Origin of the sequence: Kocuria salsicia (assembly GCF_007681555.1) — a bacterium.
Taxonomy (GTDB): domain Bacteria; phylum Actinomycetota; class Actinomycetes; order Actinomycetales; family Micrococcaceae; genus Kocuria; species Kocuria salsicia.
In genome coordinates this window covers 357068-381948 of record NZ_VELE01000001.1, presented here as the reverse complement: position 1 = coordinate 381948, position 24881 = coordinate 357068, and the positions used below count along the sequence as shown (strand labels likewise).

At 69.7% G+C, this 24881-nt stretch carries 18 protein-coding genes, 1 tRNA gene and 1 pseudogene; 15 read left to right on the top strand and 5 right to left on the bottom strand.

Annotation, left to right across the window (positions count from 1 at the left end; genetic code table 11):
• Window positions 1-69 precede the first annotated feature (69 nt).
• The gene (locus tag FS770_RS01650) at window positions 70-1041 is read right to left on the bottom strand and encodes a diacylglycerol kinase family protein (protein ID WP_145009429.1); all 972 of its coding nucleotides are present in this window, start codon (window positions 1039-1041) and stop codon (window positions 70-72) included.
• 164 nt (window positions 1042-1205) lie between these two features.
• Window positions 1206-1625, bottom strand: a pseudogene (locus FS770_RS01645) (Fur family transcriptional regulator); the annotation flags it as partial.
• Between the two features lie 201 nt (window positions 1626-1826).
• Between FS770_RS01645 and FS770_RS01640 the strand changes: the two are divergent.
• Window positions 1827-2489 (top strand): MBL fold metallo-hydrolase, encoded by a 663-nt coding sequence (locus tag FS770_RS01640; protein ID WP_145009423.1) that lies wholly within the window; start codon window positions 1827-1829, stop codon window positions 2487-2489.
• Window positions 2490-2621: 132 nt separating this feature from the next.
• A complete protein-coding gene (locus tag FS770_RS01635) occupies window positions 2622-3050 on the top strand; it encodes an HIT family protein (RefSeq protein ID WP_145009420.1) in 429 nt (142 codons plus the stop codon).
• A 207-nt stretch (window positions 3051-3257) separates the two neighbouring features.
• On the opposite strand, the gene hrpA is transcribed toward FS770_RS01635, so the two are convergent.
• Window positions 3258-7454 carry an ATP-dependent RNA helicase HrpA gene (gene hrpA / locus FS770_RS01630; protein WP_145009416.1) on the bottom strand — a complete coding sequence of 1399 codons (4197 nt, stop codon included), beginning with the start codon at window positions 7452-7454 and terminating at the stop codon, window positions 3258-3260.
• A gap of 162 nt (window positions 7455-7616) precedes the next feature.
• Here hrpA and FS770_RS01625 point away from each other — a divergent pair, with 162 nt between their 5' ends.
• The 5 genes from FS770_RS01625 to FS770_RS13870 all read left to right on the top strand — a co-directional run bounded on the left by FS770_RS01625 (window position 7617) and on the right by FS770_RS13870 (window position 11410).
• The gene (locus FS770_RS01625; protein ID WP_145009413.1) at window positions 7617-8603 is read left to right on the top strand and encodes an ABC transporter substrate-binding protein; all 987 of its coding nucleotides are present in this window, start codon (window positions 7617-7619) and stop codon (window positions 8601-8603) included.
• A 5-nt stretch (window positions 8604-8608) separates the two neighbouring features.
• Window positions 8609-9577, top strand: a complete 969-nt coding sequence (locus FS770_RS01620; RefSeq protein ID WP_145009410.1) for an ABC transporter permease — start codon at window positions 8609-8611, stop codon at window positions 9575-9577.
• A 4-nt stretch (window positions 9578-9581) separates the two neighbouring features.
• Window positions 9582-10487, top strand: a complete 906-nt coding sequence (locus tag FS770_RS01615; RefSeq protein WP_144942179.1) for an ABC transporter ATP-binding protein — start codon at window positions 9582-9584, stop codon at window positions 10485-10487.
• Window positions 10488-10531: 44 nt separating this feature from the next.
• On the top strand, window positions 10532-10864 hold the full coding sequence (locus FS770_RS01610; RefSeq protein ID WP_244944684.1) for a hypothetical protein: 333 nt from the start codon (window positions 10532-10534) through the stop codon (window positions 10862-10864).
• A 231-nt stretch (window positions 10865-11095) separates the two neighbouring features.
• Window positions 11096-11410 (top strand): transposase, encoded by a 315-nt coding sequence (locus FS770_RS13870; protein ID WP_222126480.1) that lies wholly within the window; start codon window positions 11096-11098, stop codon window positions 11408-11410.
• A 745-nt stretch (window positions 11411-12155) separates the two neighbouring features.
• Here FS770_RS13870 and FS770_RS01600 read toward each other — a convergent pair.
• Window positions 12156-12788 carry a DUF1345 domain-containing protein gene (locus FS770_RS01600; RefSeq protein ID WP_145009407.1) on the bottom strand — a complete coding sequence of 211 codons (633 nt, stop codon included), beginning with the start codon at window positions 12786-12788 and terminating at the stop codon, window positions 12156-12158.
• A 600-nt stretch (window positions 12789-13388) separates the two neighbouring features.
• Window positions 13389-13461 (bottom strand) — tRNA-Arg (locus tag FS770_RS01595).
• A 204-nt stretch (window positions 13462-13665) separates the two neighbouring features.
• Here FS770_RS01595 and argS point away from each other — a divergent pair.
• The 8 genes from argS (at window position 13666) to prmC (ending at window position 24818) form a co-directional block, all read left to right on the top strand.
• Window positions 13666-15336: an arginine--tRNA ligase gene (gene argS, locus FS770_RS01590; protein ID WP_186366661.1), complete on the top strand. Its 1671-nt coding sequence runs from the start codon at window positions 13666-13668 to the stop codon at window positions 15334-15336.
• 3 nt (window positions 15337-15339) lie between these two features.
• A complete protein-coding gene (lysA, locus tag FS770_RS01585; RefSeq protein ID WP_145009401.1) occupies window positions 15340-16815 on the top strand; it encodes a diaminopimelate decarboxylase in 1476 nt (491 codons plus the stop codon).
• Between the two features lie 45 nt (window positions 16816-16860).
• Complete coding sequence (locus FS770_RS01580; RefSeq protein WP_144942465.1) at window positions 16861-18174, top strand: homoserine dehydrogenase; 1314 nt, start codon at window positions 16861-16863, stop codon at window positions 18172-18174.
• Between the two features lie 71 nt (window positions 18175-18245).
• Window positions 18246-19355 (top strand): threonine synthase, encoded by a 1110-nt coding sequence (thrC, locus tag FS770_RS01575; RefSeq protein ID WP_145009398.1) that lies wholly within the window; start codon window positions 18246-18248, stop codon window positions 19353-19355.
• An 11-nt stretch (window positions 19356-19366) separates the two neighbouring features.
• Window positions 19367-20401 (top strand): homoserine kinase, encoded by a 1035-nt coding sequence (thrB, locus tag FS770_RS01570; protein ID WP_145009395.1) that lies wholly within the window; start codon window positions 19367-19369, stop codon window positions 20399-20401.
• A gap of 292 nt (window positions 20402-20693) precedes the next feature.
• On the top strand, window positions 20694-22790 hold the full coding sequence (gene rho / locus FS770_RS01565; protein WP_145009392.1) for a transcription termination factor Rho: 2097 nt from the start codon (window positions 20694-20696) through the stop codon (window positions 22788-22790).
• Between the two features lie 48 nt (window positions 22791-22838).
• Window positions 22839-23948 carry a peptide chain release factor 1 gene (prfA, locus tag FS770_RS01560; RefSeq protein WP_144942469.1) on the top strand — a complete coding sequence of 370 codons (1110 nt, stop codon included), beginning with the start codon at window positions 22839-22841 and terminating at the stop codon, window positions 23946-23948.
• 3 nt (window positions 23949-23951) lie between these two features.
• Complete coding sequence (gene prmC, locus FS770_RS01555) at window positions 23952-24818, top strand: peptide chain release factor N(5)-glutamine methyltransferase (RefSeq protein WP_144942470.1); 867 nt, start codon at window positions 23952-23954, stop codon at window positions 24816-24818.
• The last annotated feature ends 63 nt before the right edge of the window (window positions 24819-24881 follow it).

The following is a 24881-nucleotide window of genomic DNA, read 5'->3' as shown; positions in this document are numbered from 1 at the left end:
CCGCGGGGATCCGGACGCCGCGGGGCAGGATGTTCAACACGGGCAGGGTGCTCAGCAGGGGCAGGACGCTCAGAAGAGGATCTGAACCGCCGCCGGCACGACCTCCAGGGACACGGGCAGGGGTCCCAGGCGCTCGCCGTCGCCGTACGCGGCGGCCTCGTGCGTCCCCTCGCCCTCGGTGGCCGCACCGTGCACCGCCACGCGGGCGGACACGGCGGGCTCCACCGAGACCTGCGGCAGCGCCAGGTGGGTGCCCCGGAACAGCTGCGGGAACCGCCAGACCAGGCGCAGCGGGTCCACGTCCGCGACCATGAAGAGGTCCAGCGCACCGTCCGAGGGGTCCGCGTCCGGCAGGATGGTGAGCCCGCCGCCGATCGAGGACGTGTTGGCCAGCACCAGGAACGAGAGGTCCCGGTCCGTGGCGTGGAGCATGCCGTCCGGGGAGGTCCACGACAGGTCGTAGCGCCGTGCGCGCATGGACAGCGCCTCGACGGCCAGCGCGACGGCGTACTTCGCGGAGACCTTGACCCGCGACCAGCGGTTGGCGCGCGCGTTGACGCGGGCGTCCAGACCGAGACACACCGCGGTGGCGCACAGGTGCTCGGTGCCGTCCGCGCAGGTCACACGGACCATGTCGGTGCTGCAGGGCTCGGACTCGAGACCGCGCAGCACGCGTCCGGCCGCGCGCTCCACGTCCCCCACGGGGATGCCGTGGAACCGGGCGAGGTCGTTTCCCGAGCCCGCCGGGACGAGCCCGAAGGGGAAGTCCACTCCCTGTCGGCGCAGGGCGTCCAGGCACTGCAGCACCAGGTGGGCCATGCCGTCCCCGCCCACCGCGACGACGGCCGCGATGCGCGGGGAGTCCGCGCGCAGAACGGCGACGAGCCGGCGGGACAGCTCCGCAGCGGTGGGCGCGGCCACGGGCACGGGCCGGTAGCCGCCCGCGCGCACGATGCCGGCCGCCCTGGCGTAGGCGGTGCGACCGGTGCGGGACGAGCCGTTGTGGACGAGCAGAATGTCTGAGGGTGGCTGCGGACTCACCGGTTCCGGCCCCGGGTGCGGGAGCCGTGCAGGGTGGAGGACGTGGTGGCGCGCGTCTCGTCCCGGGGGTCACTGGTCCCCGCGCCGGTCCCGGCGCTCGGCGCAGGGTCGGTCTCCGCCGGGGACCCGGACGCCTGCTGGTCCTCGGGATCGCCCCCGGCCTCAGCCCTCGCCGCCGCGGCGCACTCGGCGCAGATGCCGCTGATCTCCACCGTGTGGTCCACGTCTGCGTAGCCGTAGCGGCGGGCGGTCTGCTCCGCCCAGGACTCCACCTGTGGGGCCTCCAGCTCCACGGCGGCCCCGCACGAGCGGCACACCAGGTGGTGGTGGTGGTGCTCGGCCTCGCACCGGCGGTAGATGGCCTCGCCGTCCGAGCTGCGCAGCACGTCCACCTGTCCGAGCTCCGCCATGGACTGCAGGATGCGGTACGTGGTGGCCAGAGAGACCGACTCCTCCCGCTCCTGCAGCACGCGGTGCAGGTCCTGGGTGGAGATGAAGTCGTCCAGGTGCTGCAGGGCCCGGACGACGGCGCGGCGCTGCTTGGTGTTGCGCACTTCCGCGTGCTGCGTCTTCCTGGTGGTCACCCGGGTGTCCTTTCCATGGGCGGGCTGGTGCGGCCATCGTAGCGCGGGGCCCCGACACCCCGATCGCGGCTGGCAGCGTACCGGCCCCGGCACGGCAGGGCGAGCGGGGGAGCGACGGCGCCGCGGCGTCGTCGCCGCAGTCGGGACGGGCGGTGGAAGCTGGGCCTGCTCCCGAACCCGTCCAGCCGCTAGGGTGAGGACATGCTGCTGACCAAGTTCACCCACTCGTGCGTGCGTCTGGAGAAGGACGGCGCGGTGCTCGTGATCGACCCCGGGACGTTCTCCGAGGTGGAGGAGGCGCTCGCGGGTGCCGGAACCGTGCTGGTCACCCACGTGCACGCGGACCACTACGACGCCGACCGGCTGGTGGCCGCGCTGGCCACCTCCCCGGGGCTCACGGTGTACGCGCCCCGGCAGGTGGTCGAGGAGCTCGCGCCGCGGGTGGCGGACGCCGACCGGCTGCACGCGGTGGAGGCGGACGGCGAGTTCACCGCGGGCCCGTTCACCGTGCGCACCTACGGGGGGCAGCACGCCCTGATCCACCCCCTCATCCCCACAATTGAGAACGTGGGATACGTGGTCGACGGCGCGGTGTTCCACCCCGGGGACTCGTTCACCGTCCCGCAGGGTCTCACGGTGCCCACCGTGCTTGTGCCGTTGCACGCCCCGTGGTCCAAGATGTCCGAGGTGATCGACTTCGTCATCGCCACGCGGGCCACCCGGGTGCACCAGATCCACGACGCCCTGCTCTCCGAGACGGGCGTCGGCGTGGTGGAGAAGCAGGTCTCGCACTTCGCCGGGGTCTACGGCACCGAGTACCAGCACCTGGACCCGCGCGAGAGCGTGGAGATCGTACCCGCATGACTTCACCCGTGCCCCAGCCTTGCCCCTCTGCCCCGTCAGCTGGGCGACCGACCGGCTGAGCAGCCGAACTCGGGTGCCGTCCGTGTACCCGCCCGACCGAGTTCCACCGCATCCCAGTGAAAGGACACCGCCGTGAGTTCAGTGTTCACCAAGATCATCGAGGGAGACCTCCCCGGCCGTTTCGTGTGGCGCGACGAGCAGTGCGTGGGCTTCCTGTCCATCCAGCCGCTCGCGCAGGGACACGTGCTCGTGGTGCCGCGCCAGGAGGTGGACGCGTGGGTGGACCTGCCCGCGGACCTCGCCGCACACCTCATGACGGTGTCCCAGAGCATCGGGAAGGCCATCGACGCCGCGTTCAAGCCCAAGCGCGTTGGCCTCATGATCCAGGGCTTCGAGGTCCCGCACACCCACCTGCACGTGTGGCCCACCAACTCCATCGAGGAGTTCGACTTCGCCAACGTGGACCAGGACCCCGACTCCGCGGTCATGGACGAGTCCGCGCGGCGGATCCGTGAGGCGCTGATCGCCCAGGGCCACGCGGACGAGGTCGAGCAGGACTGACCCGCCCCACGGTCGCCTGAGTCGGCCGTCGGCGGCCGACACCGAGCACGTCACGCGCACCGCACGAGGCGCGGGCCACCCGACGGTGGCCCGCGCCTCTGTCGTGCCGGTGTGCCGAGTCCTGCCGGGCGGGCGCCTCTGCCTTCCACTGCTCTGGTGCTCCGGGTCATCCCGGGGCTCCGGTGTCGGCGGACCGTGGGCCCCTGCTCAGGAGCGCTCGCGTAGCTTCTTGCGGATCCGCTTCTCCGAGACCGAGTGGGCGGTGCCGAGCTCCTGGGCGAAGAAGGACACGCGCAGCTCCTCGAGGTCCCACCGCACGGCGGTCAGCGCCGCGGGCACCGGCACGGTGGCCGGGACGGCCTCGCGGACGCGACGGTACTCGGCCTCGAGGTCGTGCACCGTCTGCATGGCCACGGCGTCGCGCTGCAGGTGCCCGGAGAGCTTGTCCAGCCGCGCGTTCACCCCGGCCAGGTAGCGGGGGAGGTGCTGCAGGGCCTGCCACCCGGTGCGGGCCACGAACCCGGGGTAGACGAGGCGCTCCACCTGTTCCGACATGTCCTTGAAGGCGGCGACGGCCCCCATGGAACCGGGTTTCTTCAGCCGTTTGCGCACCGTGGTGGCCTCCGTCAGCGTGGTGGTCACCAGTGAGGTGACGGCGAAGACGGTGTCGATGAGCTCCGCACGCACGTGCTCGGCCACGCGGTCGAACTCCTCGCGGGTGAACGGGGGCTCCTGCGGCACGAGCCGGTCGATCGCGGCCACCGTGCAGTCGTGGATCAGCGCCTCCACCGAACCGTGCGGGTTCTGGGTGAAGATCAGCCGCTCCTTCTGGCTCAGGTGCTCCACCACGTAGCGGTGCACCGAGGGCAGGACGCGCTGCAGCAGTGCAATCACGCCGGCGCGCTGGGCGGCGCGCTGCTCCTCGGAGTCGCTGAGGATCCGCAGGTCCACGCGGGGGACCTCCGTGGTCCCCGGTGTCGCCGGGGGCACGGCCACGAGCGTGGGGTAGCCGGTGACCGTCTGACCGGCCACGAGCGTCTCCACGCTGCGGGGCGGGTCCGGCTCCGGCCAGGCCGTGAGGTCCGTGCGCTCCAGCGACGCGGTCGGCGGGGTGGCCTGGGCGCCGTTGCCGCCCGGGCGACGTCGTCCCGAGCCCGAGCGGGCTCCGTCACGAGAGCCCGAGTGTCCGGCGCTCGCCCCTGCCGACTCCGAGCCCCGCGACCGTCCGCCCGAGCCGGCAAAACCGGTGCCGCGACGGCCTCCCGGGCCCGCGGCGTCGTCGTCTGCGTGGGCGGCGTCGTAGAGCTGGGCCGCGGCACCGCCCAGGGACGCCGCGAGCGCCTCCCGGACCCTGGGCCGCAGCCGCTGCTTGAGCTCCGTGAGGTCGTCCCCACGGCCGAGCACGGCGTTGCGGGCGTCGCGCACCTCGAAACGCATCCGCAGGTGGGGCGGCAGCGCCTCCGGGCGGAAGTCGGCGGCCGTGACAGTGTGCCCGCGCAGGCGCTGCAGCACCGTGGCCAGGGAGGTGAGCAGCGAGTCCCGGGCGGGGTCGAACTCCTCGTCCAGGCGGGCGACGGCGCTCGCGGCGGTGTCCGGGGCGGGCACGAAGTTGCGGCGCACGGCCTTGGGCAGGGACTTGATCAGGGCGGTCACGAGCTCCACCCGCAGCCCGGGGATGTGCCACTCGAACTGCTCGGGGGACAGCCGGTCCAGGAAGAGGACGGGGATCCGCACGGTGACCCCGTCCGCGGTGTCAGCGCCGGGGGCGAACTCGTAGTCGAGGTCGAGGCTGAGCTCGCCGTCCGGGGTGGAGACCGTCCAGGAGCGGGGGAAGGACTCCGTGTCCAGCGCGGGAGCCTCGGGGGCGATCAGGTCCTGCGGTGTGAGGTCCAGCAGGTGCTCGTCCTCGTGGCGAGCCTTCTTCCACCACGAGTCGAAGTGGCGCTGGGAGACCACCTTCTCGGGGACGCGGGCGTCGTAGAAGTCGAAGAGCACCTGGTCGTCCACCCGCAGGTCCTTGCGGCGCATGCGGTTCTCGAGCTCCTCGACCTCCGCGAGTGCCCGGCGGTTGCGCTTCACGAACGTGTGGCGCGTCTGCCAGTCGCCCTCCACGAGGGCGTGGCGGATGAACAGCTCGCGCGAGAGCGCGGGGTCGATCGAGGAGAACAGCACGGGCCGTTCGCTCACCAGGGGCAGGCCGTAGAGCGTGACCTTCTCCGAGGCCATCACCGCACCGCGGGAGCGGGACCAGTGGGGCTCGGAGTAGCTGCGCTTGACGAGGTGCGGGGCGATCTCCTCGACCCACTCGGGGGAGATGGCCGCGTTGGTGCGCGCCCACAGCCGGGAGGTCTCCACGAGCTCCGCGGACACGAGCCAGTCCGGGGACTTCTTGAACAGGGCGGAGCCCGGGAAGATCGCAAAGCGTGTGCCGCGCGCGCCCCGGTACTCCCGGCTGCGCTCGTCCCGCACGCCCACGTTGCTCAGCAGCCCGGAGAGCAGGGACTTGTGCACGGCGTCCTGGTTCGCGGCCACGTCGATCTCGCGCGAGCCGCCGGCGTCGATGCCCACCTGCCGCGCGATCTGGCGCAGCTGGGCGTAGAGGTCCTGCCACTCCCGGATCCGCAGGAAGTTCAGGTACTCCCGCCGGCACAGCTTGCGGAACTGGGAGGACGAGAGCTCGTCCTGCTGCTCCTGCAGGTACTGCCACAGCAGCCCGAAGGAGAGGAAGTCTGAGGTCTTGTCACGGAAGCGCGCGTGGAACTCGTCCGCGGCCTGGCGCTTCTCGAGCGGGCGCTCCCTCGGGTCCTGCACGGTGAGCGCGGCGGTCAGCACGAGCACCTCGCGCACGCAGCCGCGGCGCTGGGACTCCACGATCATCCGGCCCAGCCTCGGGTCCACCGGCAGCGCGGCGAGGATCTCGCCCGTGCGGGTGAGCGGGCCCTTCGCCCGTTCCCCGCCCCGCGGACCGCGGCCGCGGCGACCACGCCGGGAACGCTGCCGTGCGGAGGACGACGACGCGGCGGCGTCGTCCTCGTGCGGGTCCCCGGAACCCCGCAGCGCACCGAGCTCGCGCAGCAACAGGACCCCGTCCTTCACAGCGCGGGCGTCCGGTTTCTGCACGAAGGGGAACTCCGTGATGTCCGAGGGCTGCGAGACCACGCCCACGGAGATCATCTGCAGGATCACCGCCGCGAGATTCGTGCGCAGGATCTCCGGGTCCGTGAACTCGGGGCGGGACTCGAAGTCCTCCTGCGAGTACAGCCGGATGCACACGCCGTCCGAGGTGCGCCCGCTGCGGCCAGCACGCTGCTTCGCCGAGGCCTGCGAGATGCGCTCGATGGGCAGCCGCTGCACCTTGGTGCGGGCCGAGTAGCGCGAGATCCGCGCCGTACCCGGGTCCACCACGTACTTGATCCCCGGCACCGTCAGAGAGGTCTCGGCCACGTTGGTGGCGAGCACGATCCGCCGGTGCGAGGAGGGGGAGAACACCCGGTTCTGCTCCGCCATGGACAGCCTGCCGAACAGCGGCAGGATCTGGGTCCCGGCCAGCGAGCGGTGGGAGTCGATGACCTTCTGCAGGGCGTCCTGGGCGTCCCGGATCTCCCGCTCGCCCGCGAAGAACACGAGGATGTCCCCGCGGGGCTCCCGGGAGAGCTCGACGACGGCGTCGCACACCGCGTCGATCGGGTCCCGGTCCTCGTCCGCGAGCCCGTCCCCGGTCTCCTCCTCGTCCTCTCCGCCGTCCCCGCTGCGCTCCTGGCTCAGCGGCCGGTAGCGGATCTCCACGGGGTAGGTTCGTCCGGAGACCTCGATGATCGGGGCAGGCTCAAGCTCAGCCTCCGAGTGAAGCGGATCCGGCTGCGCAAAGTGCTCCGCAAAGCGCTGCGGGTCGATGGTCGCCGAGGTGATCACGATCTTCAGATCCGGACGCTGGGGAAGCAGCTGGCGCAGGTAGCCCAGCAGGAAGTCGATGTTCAGGGAGCGCTCGTGGGCCTCGTCGATGATGATCGCGTTGTAGCGCGAGAGCGTGGGGTCGTGGCTGATCTCGGCCAGCATGATGCCGTCCGTCATCAGCTTCACCCGGGAGTCCCGGCCCACCTCGGACGTGAAGCGCACCTGGTAGCCCACGGTGTCGCCCACGCGCTCGCCGAGCTCGTGGGCGATCCGCTCGGCCACGGAACGTGCGGCGATCCTGCGGGGCTGGGTGTGCCCGATCAGGCCGCCCTCGCCCAGACCAAGTTCCAGACACATCTTGGGCAGCTGGGTGGTCTTTCCGGAACCCGTCTCACCGGCGACCACCACCACCTGGTGGTCGCGGATGGCGGCCATGATGTCCTCCCGCCGCGCACTGACGGGCAGGTCTTCCGGGTACACGATGCGGGGTGCGGTGCTGGGCTCAGTCATCTCATCGAGAAGTCTACGGGTCGCCTCCGACACGCGAGTGTGACGGGGTTCCGGCCCAGGTCACGAGCCCCGTTGTCCTCACATGTGAGCTCCGTCGCATTTTTCGACCGATTGTTAGGTAATATCCAGTCACCACTCATCCTGCGGGGAAAGGACACCCACATGAAGCGTTTGCTCCCGATCACCGCGGCGGCCACCGCCGCCGCGCTGCTGCTCACAGGCTGCGGATCCGGCGGTGACGAGAAGTCCGACGAGAAGAAGGACGTCACCGTGGGGATCTCCCAGTTCGTGGAGCACCCCTCCCTCGACGCCGCGCGGGAGGGGTTCGTGCAGGCCCTCAACGACGCCGGGTACAAGGAGGGCGAGAACCTCACCCTCGACGTCCAGAACGCCTCCGGGGATCAGGCCACCGCCACGAACATCGCCTCCAACTTCGCCTCCTCCAAGGACGACCTGATCCTGGGCATCGCCACGCCGTCGGCGCAGTCCCTCGCGCAGGCTGTCACCGACAAGCCCGTGCTCTTCACCGCCGTGACCGACCCTGTGGACGCAGGCCTCGTGGACTCTGCCGAGAAGCCGGGCGGCAACGTGACCGGCACCACGGACATGAACCCCGTGGCGGACCAGATCAAGCTGGTCAAGGAGCTCAAACCCAGTGCCAAGTCCGTGGGCATCATCTACAGCTCCGGCGAGACCAACTCACAGATCCAGGTGGACGAGGCCAAGAAAGCCGCGGAGTCCGAGGGCCTGAAGGTCGTGGAGAAGACCGTGACCACCACGGCCGAGGTGGCCCAGGCCGCCGAGTCCTTCGACACGGACGCGATCTACGTGCCCACCGACAACAAGGTCGTTGCCGGGCTGGAGGCCGTGATCTCCGCCGCCGAGTCCAAGAAGATCCCTCTGATTGCCGGCGAGGGTGACTCCGTGGAGCGCGGTGCGCTGGCCACGCAGGGCCTTAACTACAAGGACCTCGGCAAGCAGACGGGTGAGATGGCCGTGCGCATCCTCAAGGACGGGGCGGAGCCCGCGGACATGGCGGTGGAGTCCCAGAAGGACACCAAGCTCATCATCAACGTCAAGGCCGCGAAGGCCATGGGCGTGGAGATCCCGCAGAGCCTGCGGGACAAGGCCGACCAGGTCATCGAGTAGCACCGGTGATCGCTGGAATCGAGCTGGGCCTGATCTACGCGATCATGGCCCTGGGGGTCTACCTCACGTTCCGCGTGCTGGACTTCCCGGACCTGACCGTGGACCAGTCCTTCACGAGCGGCGCCGCCACCGCCGCGATGGTCATCATCAACGGCGGCAGCCCGTGGCTCGCCACCGCGGTGGGATTCGTCGCGGGCGGTCTGGCCGGGCTGATCACGGCGCTGCTGCACACGAAGGCCCGCATCAACGGGCTGCTCGCGGGCATCCTGACCATGACGGCCCTGTACTCCGTGAACCTGCGGCTCATGGACGGCAAGGCAAACCTCGCGCTGCTGAGGGAGGACACCGTCTTCACCCCGCTTCGCGAGGTGGGGCTGCAGGGAACCATCGGGGGAGTGCTGCTCCTGCTGGTGGGCGTGCTCGTGGTCAAGGTGCTGCTGGACTGGTTCCTCTACACGGACGCCGGCCTGGCCATGCAGGCCACGGGTGACAACCCGGAGATGATCCGCTCGTTCGGGGTCAACACGGACAGGCAGAAGATCCTCGGGCTGTGCCTGTCCAACGCGCTGGTGGGTCTTGCGGGCGCGCTGATCGCCCAGTACCAGGGCTTCGCGGACATCGGTATGGGCATCGGCATGATCGTGGTGGGCCTCGCCTCCGTGATCCTGGGCCAGGGCATCTTCGGGACCCGCACCGTGGTGGTCACCACGCTCGCCGTGGTCCTGGGCTCGGTGCTCTACCGCCTGGTCATCACCGTGGCGCTGCAGGCGGGCCTGAACCCCTCGGACATGAAGCTGATCTCCGCGGTGCTCGTGGTGATCGCACTGGTGCTCCCCCAGCTGAGCGTGTTCAAGCGATGGAAGCGGCGCCGCACGCTCAGAGCCGCCCAGGAGGTCCAGGCCGACGTGGGCGCGACCACCGAGCACCCGGTCACCGCGGCCATTGGCGCCGTCGACGCACGGAAGGGAGCGTGATCCCGTGCTGAGCATCACCGACGTCCGCAAGACGTTCTTCGCCGGGACGGTCAACGAGCGGGTGGCTCTCAACGGCGTGAGCCTCACGGTCAACGAGGGGGACTTCGTCACCGTCATCGGCTCCAACGGCGCGGGCAAGTCCACCCTGCTCAACACGGTCTCCGGGACGATCATCCCGGACAGCGGGGAGATCAGGGTGGGGGACCGCACGGTCACCCGCCTGCCCGAGCACCGCAAGGCCAGGTGGATCTCCCGCGTGTTCCAGGACCCCATGAAGGGCTCCTCGCCCACCCTGACGATCGAGCAGAACATGGCCATCGCCCAGCGCCGGGGACTCTCCCGAGGTCTCTCACGTGGCGTGACCAGGGCTCGGCGCCAGGAGTTCACCGAGGAGCTCAAGACGCTGCAGCTGGGGCTCGAGAACAGGCTCGGGGCGAAGGTGGGTCTGCTCTCGGGCGGTCAGCGCCAAGCACTGTCGCTGCTCATGGCCACGTTCTCCGCCCCGGAGATCCTGCTCCTGGACGAGCACACGGCGGCGCTGGACCCCCAGCGCGCGCAGCACGTCACGGAGATCACCGAGCGGATCGTGAACGAGCGGCACCTGACCACGCTGATGGTCACGCACAACATGGAGCAGGCGCTTCGGCTGGGCAACCGGCTGATCATGATGCACGAGGGGAGGATCCTCTTCGAGCTCGACGCCGAGCAGAAACGGGGCGCCACGGTGGCGGACCTGCTCGCGGAGTTCCGCAAGCTCCAGGCCGCCACGGGCGAGCCCGCGCTGGATGACGCTACGCTTCTGGAGACAGCTCGCAGCGCCGGGCCCAACGCCGCCGCGGAAGCAGTGGCACCGGGTGGCGCACCAACGGGTGGCTCCTCCGCCGCGGAGGTGGCACCGGAGAATCGGTGATCCCAGTGAATCAGCCCCATCGCAGACAACGACTCACCTCCGTCGTGACAGCGGTGGGGCTGATCCTTCTCTTCGTGTGCTGCTTCACGCTTCCCGAGGGGCTCGTGGCCCTGGGCCGGGCGGCCGCCGACCACGGGGGAGAGCCGCTGAACGCCAGGGGCTGGACGATGGTGCTCCTGGGTTTCGGGACCCTGGGGGTCGGGGGAGTCCTCACGATCGTGGGAGTGGTGCTGCGGCGCACGGCCGCACCGCAGCCGGTGGCGGAGGACGCGCTGCTGGAGGAGCAGTACGTGGGGGACGACGTCGTCAGCGCGTACGACCCGCTGCAGCTGCACCCGAACCTGCGGACGCGGGAGCAGCGGCGCGAACGGCGCTGAGACACTGCTCTGAGACGACGGGGTCCTGCGCTCCCGAAGGGCGGCGCCCGCACAGCGCGGAGGTTCGTGTGCGCGGGCGGGGTGAAGAGGGCATGGAAAGTGCCCGCGACAGAATGCGAACCTACGGCCTTCTGCGTCGTCGGTACCAGCAGCGGGTAATAGGGGCGTGGGGAACGAATAGGTGTCAACTGATCGTTGGCGTTGAGAGGCGCTGGCGGGGAGGATGTCATCATGGCTGGTCCTTATCCCGGAGAGTTCCGTGAGGACGTCATCGCGGTCGCTCGTCGCCGTGAGAGTGGTGAGAGTGGCGACACCATTAAACAGATCGCTACCGACTTCGGTATCAGCGAAGCGACCCTGCAGAACTGGCTCCGTCAGGCCGACGGTGCAGAAGGAAATCGGCCTGGTCACGCTGCGGCACACGCGGCGGAGGCTCGGGAGCTGAAGAAGCGGATCCGCCTCCTCGCGCAGGACAACGAGGTGCTCAGGAGGGCTGCGGCGTATCTGTCGCCAGCGAATCTGCGCCTCGGCAGCTGCCCACAATGACATACCCGCTCGTTGCCGAGCTCGCCGAAGCGGGGATACCCGTGACGGTGTCGTGCCGGGTTTTCAAGCTTCCCAGGCAGCCCTGCTATCGGTGGCGCCGCTCCCCGGTCCGAGACGCGGACCTCCTGGGCGCGCACCGCATCCACGCACTGCGTGCTGCCCGCGATGGTGACCCTCCATTCCGGTACCGGTGCCTGCGGGAGGAGGCGCGGCGGGCCCGCCGGTGTTCGAGGGCCACCTCCAGCGGGTCTTCTGTGGCGACGAACCGAACCGGCTCGCTCTGCTGTTGCGCGATCAAAGACGTGTTCTCCAACCACGTCGTCGGATACGTGATCCCGGACCGGATGACCGCGAAGCTCGCCGTCAACCAGCCCAGGACAGACTCGGCGGGTTGACGCCCATCGAGTTCGAAGCCCGCTAGCCGAGCCGCTCACACTCGCGGCCTAAACCGAAACTGTCACCGGTTCGTTTTCCACCCCCTCCCGCAAACGAACGTTTATGGCGGACCGCAAACAACGGTCGAAATGAACAAGAACGGGGGGATCCGCCACACAGTTGTCGCGGCGAGTGGCCTGACTCGACTTATGACAAAGACAATGACACGAAGATGCACGCAACTGAGTCCACTACTGTGTGGAATTGGGGCAGCCAAGGCTCCGCAGGTCCGCAGGGAGTCCCGCAGTGTGGGGGTGGAGGTTCTAAGAGGGCCTGGGCCATTAGGACCTGTGCGGTGTCGACCGCACCCCTACCCGGATTGCCCGAGGCTGGTCACGAGGTTAAGGGCCACAGCGATGACGAACGTGCCGAAGGCGTAGGCCAGCAGGGAGTACCCAAACGCCACTCGACGCATCTCGGTCGAGGACAGTTTGGCGTTGAAGGTGTAGGTCATCCCCACCATGAAGGACACGAAAGCGAAGTCGCTGTAGGTCGGGTCCTGTCGTTGCTCGAAAGTGAACTCGTGTTCCTCATCATGGTAGTACAACCTTGCTAGCTTGAACGCGTAGACCGTGTTGATCAGCGCCCAGGAAACCACCACCGAGACCAGTGCCAGGACCCCCGACAGGGTACCGACCACGTCGGTCTGCCGCGATCGCAGCAGGCCGAACACGACGGCTACGAGACTGACCACGGTGGCACCAATGATCAGCGCGTCCACAACTCGCCGGGCCTTTCCTTCCTCCCGGGCGATAGCGCGCGTGGTGCGGGCATCGGCCCGCCAATACCGGGCCCACGCCCAGAACAGGAACGTGAGGCCGGCACAGATCCAGCCGAGCAACCCGATGATCTCGGCCGCAGCCCCCAATAAGGCGGCCACGACCGCCACCGCGATCCCTACCATCATGGAGAAGAAAACCTTGCGATTGATGTGCGATTTCATGACAAACTCCTGTCATCACGGACAAATAGACGGCGCTCGGCTCGCTCGCGCACCCCTCCGCGGATAAGCGGGGTCACGCGGATCAACCCGGTCCAGATCGACTGCAGCGCCACTAGGTACAACCAACGGGGCCCGCTAGCGTGAATGGCCTGCACGTAGGGATTTGCGATCAGCAAGCACAGGGTGGGGAGCAGCCTCGACGGAACACCCCAACTCAACACGCTCCTGGAGCGTCTCGTGCCGGGCAGGACGTTGGTCGCCATGTGAGGCGCGCAAGAGCAAGTGGGTACGGACGATAACGTTCCATGGCATCCGCATCGCCACGGACTGTCCTTCCTCCGCGGCTCTCTGACGAACAAACCTCCGAGAAAAGGCCTGTATTTGAAGCGATGGCCGCCCCGGGGAACAGTCGCAATCATTTAACGATGTGACTATCTTCAAGTTCACTCTACGCCTGAAGTACATCGTCCCTTGGGCAACCCGCATCCAGGCGGCGACGCGTTGCGTACTGCGTACCTCAACGCGTACTTGGCCACTACTCACTCCGGGCACCAAAAGGGCCCCTGATCGGCGTTTCTCATGATCAGGGGCCCTACCTTGTGCCCGCGACAGGATTCGAACCTACGACCTTCTGCTCCGGAGGCAGACGCTCTATCCACTGAGCTACGCGGGCGTGTCAGGTGCGCCACCCGTTTCATCCGGGCTGCAACGACGACTCGACGATACTACCAGGTGCACTCGGTGCACGAATCCGCACCAAACCGGGCCCGCACGGGCCCGCGAGCGTGTGAACCGTACCGGTCCGTGGCCGCGGGAACCGCTGCGCGTGACGGTCGGCGAATCGGTCCGCATGCACCTGCCCCGCTACACTGTCACAGTGACTCCTGAAGAACTTTCCTCCGCCGTCTCCGCATGCCTGCAGGACGCCGTGGCCGCCGGTGAACTCACCGTCGTGGACGGCGTCGACCTGCCCGAGGCGAAGGTGGAGCGCCCGAAGAACCGTGACCACGGCGACTGGGCCACCACGGTGGCCATGCAGGTGGCAAAGAAGGTGGGGCGCAGCCCTCGGGACGTCGCACAGATCCTCTCCGAGCGCCTCGCGCAGGTGCCCGGTGTGAAGACCGTGGACATCGCGGGCCCGGGGTTCCTCAACATCACGCTCGACGCCGCGGCGGCCGGTGAGCTCGCCCAGTCGATCGTGGAGCAGGGCGCGGCCTTCGGCACGGGGGAGACACTGAAGGGCACCACCATCAACCTGGAGTTCGTCTCCGCCAACCCCACCGGCCCCATCCACCTGGGCGGCACCCGCTGGGCCGCGGTGGGGGACTCCCTCGCCCGGATCCTGGGCGCGCAGGGCGCGAACGTGGTGCGCGAGTACTACTTCAATGACCACGGCAATCAGATCGATCGCTTCGCCCGCTCCCTGCTGGCCCGCGCCCGCGGCGAGGCCGCGCCGGAGGACGGATACGGCGGCCAGTACATCTCGGAGATCGCGGACCAAGTGCTCGCGCTGCACCCGGACGCGCTGGAGGCGGAGGACCCCCAGGAGGTCTTCCGGGCGGCCGGTGTGGAGCTGATGTTCGAGCAAATCAAGTCCTCGCTGCACGAGTTCGGGGTGGACTTCGACGTCTTCTTCCACGAGAACTCGCTCTTCGAGGGCGGGCAGGTGGAGACCCTGCTGGAGCAGCTGCGGACCTCCGGCTCCCTCTACTTCAAGGACGGCGCATGGTGGCTGCGCTCCACGGACCACGGGGACGACAAGGATCGCGTGGTCATCAAGTCGGACGGCAACGCCGCGTACATCGCCGGGGACATCGCATACTTCAAGAACAAGCGGGATCGTGGTGCGGACCTGTGCATCTACATGCTGGGTGCGGACCACCACGGCTACGTGGCCCGGCTCAAGGCCGCGGCGGCGGCCCTCGGGGACTCCCCGGACGCCGTCGAGGTGCTGATCGGGCAGATGGTCAACCTGGTGCGCGACGGCCAAGCCGTGCGGATGTCCAAGCGCGCGGGCACCGTGGTGACCATGGAGGACCTCGTGGAGGTCGTGGGCGTGGACGCCGCGCGCTACTCGCTGACCCGCTTCTCCGTGGACTCCAACATCGACATCGACCTCGACGTTCTCACGAAGCGCTCGAACGAGAACCCCGTCTTCTACGTGCAGTACGCCCACGCCCGCACGTGCGCGGTGAGCCGCAACGCCGAGGCCGCCGGTGTCTCGCGCACGGACGAGCAGGGGCAGTCCTTGTTCGACGCCGCGCTGCTGGAGCACCCGCGCGAGGCGGACCTGCTCGCGGCGCTGGGACAGTACCCGTCCGTCGTCGCGCAGGCCGCGCAGTTCCGCGAGCCGCACCGCGTGGCCCGCCACCTCGAGGCGCTGGCCGGTGCCTACCACCGCTGGTACGACGCGTGCCGGGTCACGCCGCAGAGCGAGGACCCCGTGGCCCCGATCCACCACAGTCGACTGTGGCTCAACGACGCCGTGCGCCAGGTCCTCGCCAACGGCCTGGACCTGCTCGGCGTGAGCGCCCCCGAGAGGATGTGACCCGTGTCCGAAACCTTTGAAACCCACCCCCTCGCACCGGCCTGGCTGGCAGTCCCCGCTGACCCGGCGGAGCTAGACCCACTGGTCTTCACGCGCCAGTACACCCGTGACGCGGACGGGTGCGTGTGCGTCTCCGGTGTGCCCGTCACGGAGCTCGCGCGGCAGTACGGGACGCCCAGCTACGTGCTCGACGAGCGCACCTTCCGTGAGCGCGCCCGAGCGTTCCGCGAGGCGTTCGAGGATGCGCTGCGCCCCCTCGGCATCGAGGTGGCCGTCTTCTACGCCTCCAAGGCACTGCTCACCACCGCCGTGGTCGGCTGGGCCACCGAGGAGGGGCTCAATGTGGACACCGCCTCCGGGGGTGAGCTGGCCGTCGCGCTCGCCGCGGGGGTCGATCCCGCACGCATCGCGCTGCACGGCAACAACAAGTCGGCCGCAGAGTTGGAGCTGGCCCTGCGCGTGGGCGTGGGGCGCATCGTCGTCGACTCCCTCGCGGAGATCGAGCTGCTCTCAGGACTCGCCCGTGACCGGGGCACCCGCGCGCCGGTGATGATCCGTGTGACCCCGGGCGTGCACGCCTCCACGCACGAGTTCATTGCCACGGCCCACGAGGACCAGAAGTTCGGCCTCTCCCTGAACCCAGCGCGGGACGGAGAGGACTCTCCAGCGCTGACGGCCGTGGCGGCGTGCCTGGAGGCCTCCGACGCCCTCGACCTGCGTGGGCTGCACTGCCACATCGGCTCCCAGATCTTCGCCGCCGAGGGTTTCGGTCAGGCGGCCGAGCGCGTGCTCGCGCTGCGAGAGGCAGTGGCGGCCCGCTGGGACGTCGTCCTGCCCGAGGTGGACCTGGGCGGTGGCCACGGAGTGGCCTACACCGCCGAGGACGCACCGCGCGAGGTAGCGGCCATCGCGGGTGACCTCGCCCCCCTGCTGGCCGAGTCGCTGGAAGCCTCCGAGCTGCCCGCACCACACCTTTCCTTCGAGCCGGGGCGCTACATCGCCGGTCCGTCCGGCTGCACCGTGTACACGGTGGGCACGGTCAAGACCGTGACCGTGGCCCCGGGCGTGCAGCGGCGCTACATCTCCGTGGACGGCGGCATGAGCGACAACGCCCGTCCCGTGCTCTACGACGCGGACTACACCGCGGTGCTCGGCAACAGGGTCTCCCACGAGGCCCCAGTGCTCAGCCGCGTGGTGGGCAAGCACTGCGAGTCGGGGGACGTCGTCGTCAAGGACGTCTACCTCCCGGGCGACGTCGCGGCGGGGGACCTGCTCGTCGTCCCCGTGACTGGCGCCTACTGCTGGGCGCTGTCGAGCAACTACAACTGGCTGCCGCGCCCTGGAATCGTGTCTGTGGCACCGGACGGTGCCACGCGCGAGATCGTGCGCCGTGAGACGGTGACGGACCTGCTCGGCAGGGACACCGGTGTCGTCGATCCCGCGGGCGCCATCACCGCGCACGCGCGCCCCGCATCCTGACCCCCCCCCCTTCCCGAAGCCCCCTTCCCAAGGAACCCGAGGACCATGAACACATCAGCCCCCGCACGCGAGACCCCCGTCCTGAAGGTCGGCCTGCTGGGTGCCGGCACCGTGGGTTCCCAGGTGGCCCGCGTGCTGCTCACCCAGTCGGACGAGCTGGCGCAGCGCACCGGTGTGCGGCTCGCGCTGACGGGTATCGCGGTGCGGGACGTCACCGCTCGCCGGGACGTGGAGCTGCCACCGGAGCTGCTGACCACGGACGCGGACGCCGTGATCGACCGGGCGGACGTGGTCGTGGAGCTGACGGGCGGCATCGAGCCCACGCGCACCCGCGTGCTACGTGCCCTCAAGGCCGGGAAGTCAGTGATCACGGGCAACAAGGCATTGCTCGCGGAGTCCGGGCGCGAGCTGCAGGACGCCGCCGCGGGGTCGGGCGCGCAGCTGTCCTACGAGGCGGCCGTGGCCGGCGCCATCCCGATCGTGCGTCCCATGCGGGACTCGCTCGCCGGGGACAGCGTCAACCGCTTCCTGGGGATCATGAACGGGACCACGAACTTCATCCTGGACCAGATGGACAGCACCGGTGCCGCGTTCGACGACGCCCTGGCCGAGGCTCAGGAACTCGGCTATGCGGAGGCGGACCCGACGGCCGATGTCGAGGGCCACGACGCCGCGGCCAAGACCGCCGTGCTGGCGTCCCTGGCGTTCCACTCCAGCTACACGATCGCGGACGTTCACTGCGAGGGCATCACCGGGGTCACCGCGGACGACGTCGCGGCGGCACGGGAGGCAGGCTACGTCATCAAGCTGCTCTCCGTGGGAGAGCGCTGCGGGGACGGCGTGAACCTGCGGGTGAACCCGGTCATGATCCCGCGCGATCACGTGCTCGGCGGGGTGCGCGGGGCGTACAACGCGGTGTTCGTGGAGGCGGAGAACGCCGGGTCGCTGATGTTCTACGGGCAGGGCGCAGGCGGTGACCCCACGGCGTCGGCCGTGCTCGGGGACCTCGTCTCCGCGGCACGGGCCATCGCGCTGGGGGCCACGGGGATCCCGCTGGAGCCCTACGCGGCCCTTCCTGCCGTGAGCATGGACGACGTCACCACACGGCTGGCCGTTACCCTGGCCGCCAACGACCGGCTGGGCGTGCTGGCACGGCTGGCGAAGGTATTCGCGGACCACGGCGTGTCGATCTCCACCATGCAGCAGAGCGAGGACCCCCGCGAGAGCGACACGTCCCTGCTGCGACTGGTGACCCACAGCGGCCGCCACGAGTCCCTGATGGCCACGGTGGAGGCGCTGCGCGAGCTGCCGGTGGTGCGGGACGTCGTGTCCGTCACTCCGGTGGAAGCCGGAGAATGAGTTCCGGTGCCCGCCCACCGAGGGGCGGAGCACCGCGTGGAAGCAACGAGTCGAACCGAGGAGAGCGCCGCATGGCACACGTCTGGAAGGGCGTCATCAACGAGTACAGGGACCGGCTGCCGGTCACCGAGCAGACAGAGGTCGTGACCATGGGGGAGGGCGGCACGCCGCTGATCCGTGCGCGTGCGCTCTCCGAGCTGACCGGCTCCGCCGTGTGGCTGAAGTTCGAGGGAATGAACCCCACCGGCTCCTTCAAGGACCGCGGGATGACCATGGCAATCACCAAGGCCAAGGAGGAGGGCGCCAAGGCGGTGGTCTGCGCGTCCACCGGCAACACGTCCGCCTCCGCCGCCGCGTACGCGAAGCAGGCCGGAATGCGCTGCGCCGTGCTGGTGCCCGAGGGCAAGATCTCCATGGGCAAGATGTCCCAGGCCGTGGCGCACGGCGCGGACATCATCCAGATCGACGGCAACTTCGACAACTGCCTCGAGGTGGCGCGCAAGCTCTCCGAGTCCTACCCCGTGTTCCTGGTGAACTCGGTGAACCCGTACCGCATCGAGGGGCAGAAGACCGCCGCGTTCGAGGTGGTGGACACCCTCGGTGACGCACCGGACATCCACGCGCTGCCGGTGGGCAATGCGGGGAACATCACCGCGTACTGGAAGGGCTACCGCGAGTACGCGCAGGACGCCACGGCCACGGACGGCACCGCGCTTCCCGCCGTGGCCACGCACACCCCCGTGATGTGGGGCTTCCAGGCGGAGGGCGCCGCTCCGCTCGTGCTGGGCCACCCAGTGACCGAGCCGGAGACGATCGCCACGGCCATCCGGATCGGCAACCCCGCCTCGTGGCACACCGCCGTGGCCGCCCGGGATGAGTCGGGCGGGCTCATCGGCTCCGTCACGGATGACGAGATCCTGGAGGCGCACCGCTGGCTCTCCTCGCGCGAGGGCGTGTTCGTGGAGCCGGGCTCCGCGGCGAGCGTCGCGGGTCTGCTCAAGCAGGCGCGCGCCGGTCAGGTCCCCTCCGGGAAAACCATCGTGGCCACGGTGACGGGCCACGGCCTCAAGGACCCCCAGTGGGCGGTCAAGGGCGCCGAGGCGGAGGACGCGCAGGCGGCCGCGCCCAAGCGGGTGGCTTTCGACGTGGTCTCGGTGGCCGCGGCCCTCGGTCTCGAGTGAGCGGGTCCGTGGTGAGCGAGACACACGCAGCCGGCCCCGGCAAGGACGGCGCGCCCGGCCACGGTGCCGCCTCCTCTGAGGACGGCGCCCCGCTCGGTGCGACCGTCACGGTCGAGGTCCCTGCCTCCACGGGAAACGTGGGGCCCGGTTTCGACTCGCTCGGGCTGGCCCTGGGCCACTACGACACCGTGCGGGTCACCCGGATCGCGAGCGGCCTGGAGTTCGACCTCACGGGGGAGGGCACAGACGGCGTTCCGCGCACCCCTGAGCACCTGGTGCTGCGGGCAATGCAGGCCGCCTTCGACGCCGCGGGTGCGGGAGCGCTGCCCCCGTTACGGCTCGAGGCGCACAACGTCATCCCGCACGGCCGAGGCATGGGCTCCTCGGCCTCGGCGGTGGTGGCCGGGGTGCTCGCGGCGAACGCTCTGCTCCCCATCCGCTCCCGGCTGAACCCGGACGAGGTGCTGCAGGTGTGTTCCAGGCTGGAGGGCCACCCAGACAATGTGGCGCCCACGCTGCTGGGCGGTTTCACGGTGTCGTGGCAGGAGACGAGCCGCTTCCACAGCGCCCCCGTGGACGTGCACCCGGACGTCGTCCCCGTGGTGGCGATCCCGGACTTCGAAGTGGCCACCGCGGTGGCCCGTGGACTGCTCCCGGACACCGTGGCCCATCGCGCCGCGGCGGTCAATGCGGGCCGCGCGGCCCTGCTCGTGGTAGCCCTGGGCGGGCGCCCCGAGCTGCTGCTGCCGGCCACGTTCGACCTGCTCCACCAGCGGTACAGGGCGCAGGCGATGGCCCCGAGTGCCGCTCTCGTGGAGGGGCTGCGCGAGCGCGGCCACGCCGCGCTGATCTCCGGCGCGGGACCCACGGTGCTGGTGCTCGCCAACGGGCCGCAGGGTGCCGAGCGCGCGGCCGAGGCGGTGCGTGCGATCGCCGCCGACGCGGCGTCGCCGGCACACTCCCACCACGGCGGGCGGGTCTCGTGGCGTGTCCTCACTCTGCACGTACCGCGCGAGGGTGCTAAGGTGAGTGTATCCACGCAATAGGCCCCGGGCTCCTGTCCGTCCAGGACGGGCCAGCCCCGTAGTCGAGCGTCATGCGCGGTTTTCCACCGCAGGTACTCGAACAGCATCGCCTCTCTGCGATCCTCTCTCGTGCAGACCCGCCACCTCTGTGATGTGGCAATTCGGTCCCACGAGGGATTCGGGGGTCTCCATTGCTGATGTCGCGTGCTCACGGCACGCACACCCGTGGCCCGCAACGGGCGGCCCACACCATCACCGCCGGGCTGCTGGCGATCTGGATGCCGCAGCCCCCACCGAGTCAGAAGGAACCTTCGTGACAGAATCCACCGCCCCCGAACAGGGAACGGAAACCTCGCAGGCCCAGAGCACCGGACTCTCCGGACTCAAGCTTGCGCAGCTGCAGGCCCTGGCCGCTCAGCTCGGCATCACCGGTGCCCGCCGGATGCGCAAGTCCCTCCTGGTCGAGGCGATCGAGGCGCACCAGCGCGGGGGCGCCGTCGCCGCCCGCGACAAGGCCGTCGAGGAGAAGATTGAGCAGACCGCTCGCCAGGCCTCCCGCCGCCACAAGGACACGGACGGCGACGACGCCGCCAAGGCCGGCACCGCGGAGGGCACCTCCCAGAGCGGCTCGGGCGGCACCGAGGACACCAGGTCCTCGGACGCGTCCTCCGCAGAGGGGGAGGACGGTGAGTCGAACGGCAAGCGCCAGAACGGCTCGCGCCGCTCCCGCCGTGAGGCCGGCTCCGCCGAGCGGCAGAACGAGCAGTCCTCCCAGGAGGAGAAGTCCGAGAACCAGAAGAACGGGTCATCGGACTCCGGCGAGGAGATCAAGGACGGTTCCGGCCGCGGCGGACGCAACCAGCGTTCGCGCGGCAACCGCGGGGAGAAGTCCTCACCGCAGGAGAATTCCGGCGCCAAGGACGAGAAATCCCAGGATGCCAAGCGGGACGAGAAGTCCGATGGCGGCCGTGGCCGCGGCAACCAGAAGGACTCCAAGGACGGCGGCCAGGACCGCAACGACCGCGGCAACCAGCGCGACTCCAAGGACTCCGGGGACGGTGGCCAGGAAGGCTCGAACCGCAACGAGCGCCGCAACCGCAACAACAACGGCGGCAACGACGGCGAGAACGGTTCGCGCCGCAACCGCCGCAACCGCAACCGGAACGACCGGGACAACCGCGGCGATCGCAACGACCGCAACGAGCGCCGCAACCGCCGCAACCGCAACAACGGTCCCGACGTAGACGACGTCGAGATCACGGAGGACGACGTCCTGCTGCCCGTGGCCGGCATCCTGGACGTGCTCGACAACTACGCGTTCGTGCGTACCTCGGGCTACCTGCCCGGGCCCTCGGACGTCTATGTGAGCCTGTCCCAGGTCAAGAAGAACAACCTGCGCAAGGGCGACGCCATCGTGGGTGCCATCCGGGCGCCGCGCGAGGGGGAGCAGCACAACAACTCCCGCCAGAAGTTCTCCGCGCTCGTGCAGCTGACCACGGTCAACGGCCGCAAGCCGGAGGAGAACAGCGAACGCGTCGAGTTCAACAAGCTCGTGCCGCTGTACCCGCAGGAGCGCCTGCGACTGGAGACCGACCCGAAGAAGATTGGCCCCCGCGTGGTGGACCTGGTGGCCCCGATCGGAAAGGGCCAGCGCGGTCTGATCGTCTCCCCGCCCAAGGCGGGCAAGACCCTGATGCTGCAGTCGATCGCCAACGCGATCACCACGAACAACCCCGAGGTCCACCTCATGATGGTGCTCGTGGACGAACGGCCCGAAGAGGTCACTGACATGCAGCGCACGGTGAAGGGCGAGGTCATCGCCTCCACCTTCGACCGTCCCGCGGACGACCACACCACGGTGGCGGAGCTCGCGATCGAGCGCGCCAAGCGTCTCGTGGAGATGGGAATGGACGTGGTGGTCCTGCTGGACTCCATGACCCGCCTCGGCCGTGCGTACAACCTTTCCGCCCCGGCCTCCGGACGCATCCTGTCCGGCGGCGTGGACTCCGCGGCGCTGTATCCGCCCAAGAAGTTCTTCGGCGCGGCGCGCAACATCGAGAACGGCGGCTCGCTCACCATCCTGGCCACCGCGCTCGTGGAGACGGGTTCCAAGATGGACGAGGTCATCTTCGAAGAGTTCAAGGGCACGGGCAACATGGAGCTGCGGCTCTCCCGCCAGCTCGCGGACCGGCGCATCTTCCCGGCCGTGGACGTCAACTCCTCCGGCACGCGCCGCGAGGAGAACCTGCTCTCGTCCGAAGAGATCAAAATCATGTGGCGCCTGCGCCGTGTGCTCTCCGGTCTCGAGCAGCAGCAGGCCCTGGAGCTGCTCACGAGCAAGCTGCGGGACACCCAGTCCAACGCCGAGTTCCTGCTGCAGGTCCAGAAGACCACGCTCGCGGGCCACTAGGACGCCAACCCCGCGTCACGTCCCGCCCGTCGAGAAGGAGAACACCCCATGTCCGATCCCGTGCAGCCGCTGCTGGATGAGCACGCCCAGCTGCAGCACGAACTGGCGGACCCCGCCGTCCACGCGGATGCGGGCAGGGCCAGGAAACTGGGTCGGCGGTACTCCGAGCTCAACGCGATCGTGGAGGCGCACCGCAGGGTCGAGCGGCTGTCCGAGGACTTGGAGGCCGCGCGCGAACTCGGGAGCATGGATCCCGAGTTCGCCGCGGAGGTCAAGCCCCTCGAGGAGCAGCTCGGCGAGGCCCGTGAAGTGCTGCGCCGCAAGCTGGTGCCCAGGGACCCGGACGACGGCCGCAACGTGATCCTCGAGGTGAAGGCGGGGGAGGGGGGGGACGAGTCCGCGCTCTTCGCCGGGGACCTGCTGCGCATGTACATGCGCTTCGCGGAGCAGTCGGGGCTGAAGACGGAGATCCTCTCCTCGACCCCCACGGAACTGGGCGGCTACAAGGACGTCCAGCTGGCGGTGAAGGGAAACTCCCCGGACCCGTCCGAGGGCGCCTGGGCACGGTTCAAGTACGAGGGAGGGGTGCACCGCGTGCAGCGGGTTCCCGTGACGGAGTCCCAGGGGCGCGTGCACACCTCGGCCGCCGGGGTGCTCGTGTTCCCGGAGGTGGACGAGCCGGACGAGATCGACATCAGCCAGAACGACCTCAAGATCGACGTCTACCGCTCCTCGGGTCCCGGCGGGCAGTCCGTGAACACCACGGACTCGGCCGTGCGGATCACGCACGTCCCCACGGGCATCGTGGTCTCCATGCAGAACGAGAAGTCCCAGCTGCAGAACCGTGAGGCGGCAATGCGCGTGCTGCGGGCGCGCCTGCTCGCGCACCAGCAGGAGCAGATCGACGCGGAGAACGCGGCGGCCCGCAAGTCGCAGGTGCGCACGGTGGACCGCTCCGAGCGCATCCGCACCTACAACTTCCCCGAGAACCGCATCGCGGATCACCGCACGGGCTACAAGGCCTACAACCTGGACCACGTGCTGGACGGTGCCCTGGAGCCCGTCATCACGTCCGCGGTCGAGCTCGACGAACGCCACCGGCTGGAGCAGCTGAGCCAGGACTCCGCTGGGCAGGGGCCCTCGGGCCGGAAGAGCTGAGCCGTGACCACGACTCTCGCCCAGGCGATCGGGTGGGGCCGGCGCGAGCTCGCGGCCGCGGGCGTCCCCTCCCCGGACGCCGATGCCGTCCTGCTCGCCTCCCACGTCCTGGGCCTGGGCCGCGGGGAGACCGAGGCGAAGGCCATCCTGGGCGCGCCCGAGCCTCCTGGCTACCGGGGCCTCGTGGCGCGCCGTGCCCGGCGGGAACCCCTCCAGCACATCACCGGCCGAGCGCCCTTCCGACAGCTCGAGCTCGCCGTGGGGCCGGGGGTCTTCGTGCCACGGCCGGAGACCGAGCTGCTCGTGCAGCTGAGCCTGGACGAGGCACGGCTGTGGCGCGAGCACGGGGAGCTGCACCCCGCCGTCGTCGATCTCGGGACGGGCAGCGGGGCGATCGCCCTGGCTGTGGCCACCGAGGATCCGGCGTGCCGTGTGAGCGCGGTCGAACGGGAGCCAGAGGCCCTGCGGTGGACGCGCCAGAACCTCGCGGGCTCCCCGGTCCGTCTGCTCGAGTGCGACTACCGGGATCTCACGCTCGTAACGGCGGGCAGCTTCTGCGTGGTCGTGACCAACCCGCCGTACGTGCCCGACGGGGAGATCCCAGAGGACCCGGAGGTGCGGGATTACGACCCGCCCACCGCGCTCTACGGCGGCGACGAGACCGGGATGCGTCTGCCGTGCGCGGCGATGGACACGGCTTTGCGCCTGCTTCGCCCCGGTGGAAGCTTCATCGTGGAGCATGCGGAGTCGCAGGTGGCTGCCGTGGCCGAGGCACTGGTTGGGCGGGGTTTCACGGATGTAAGGCTGCACCACGATCTCGTGGGCCGGCCCCGCGCGACCACCGCTGTCCTGCCGGGAGAACGCTCCTGAGCCACGACCGACGGTTGCAGGCAGGGCGGGCCTACGCCCTGGGTGGGAGCACTGCACCCGTGA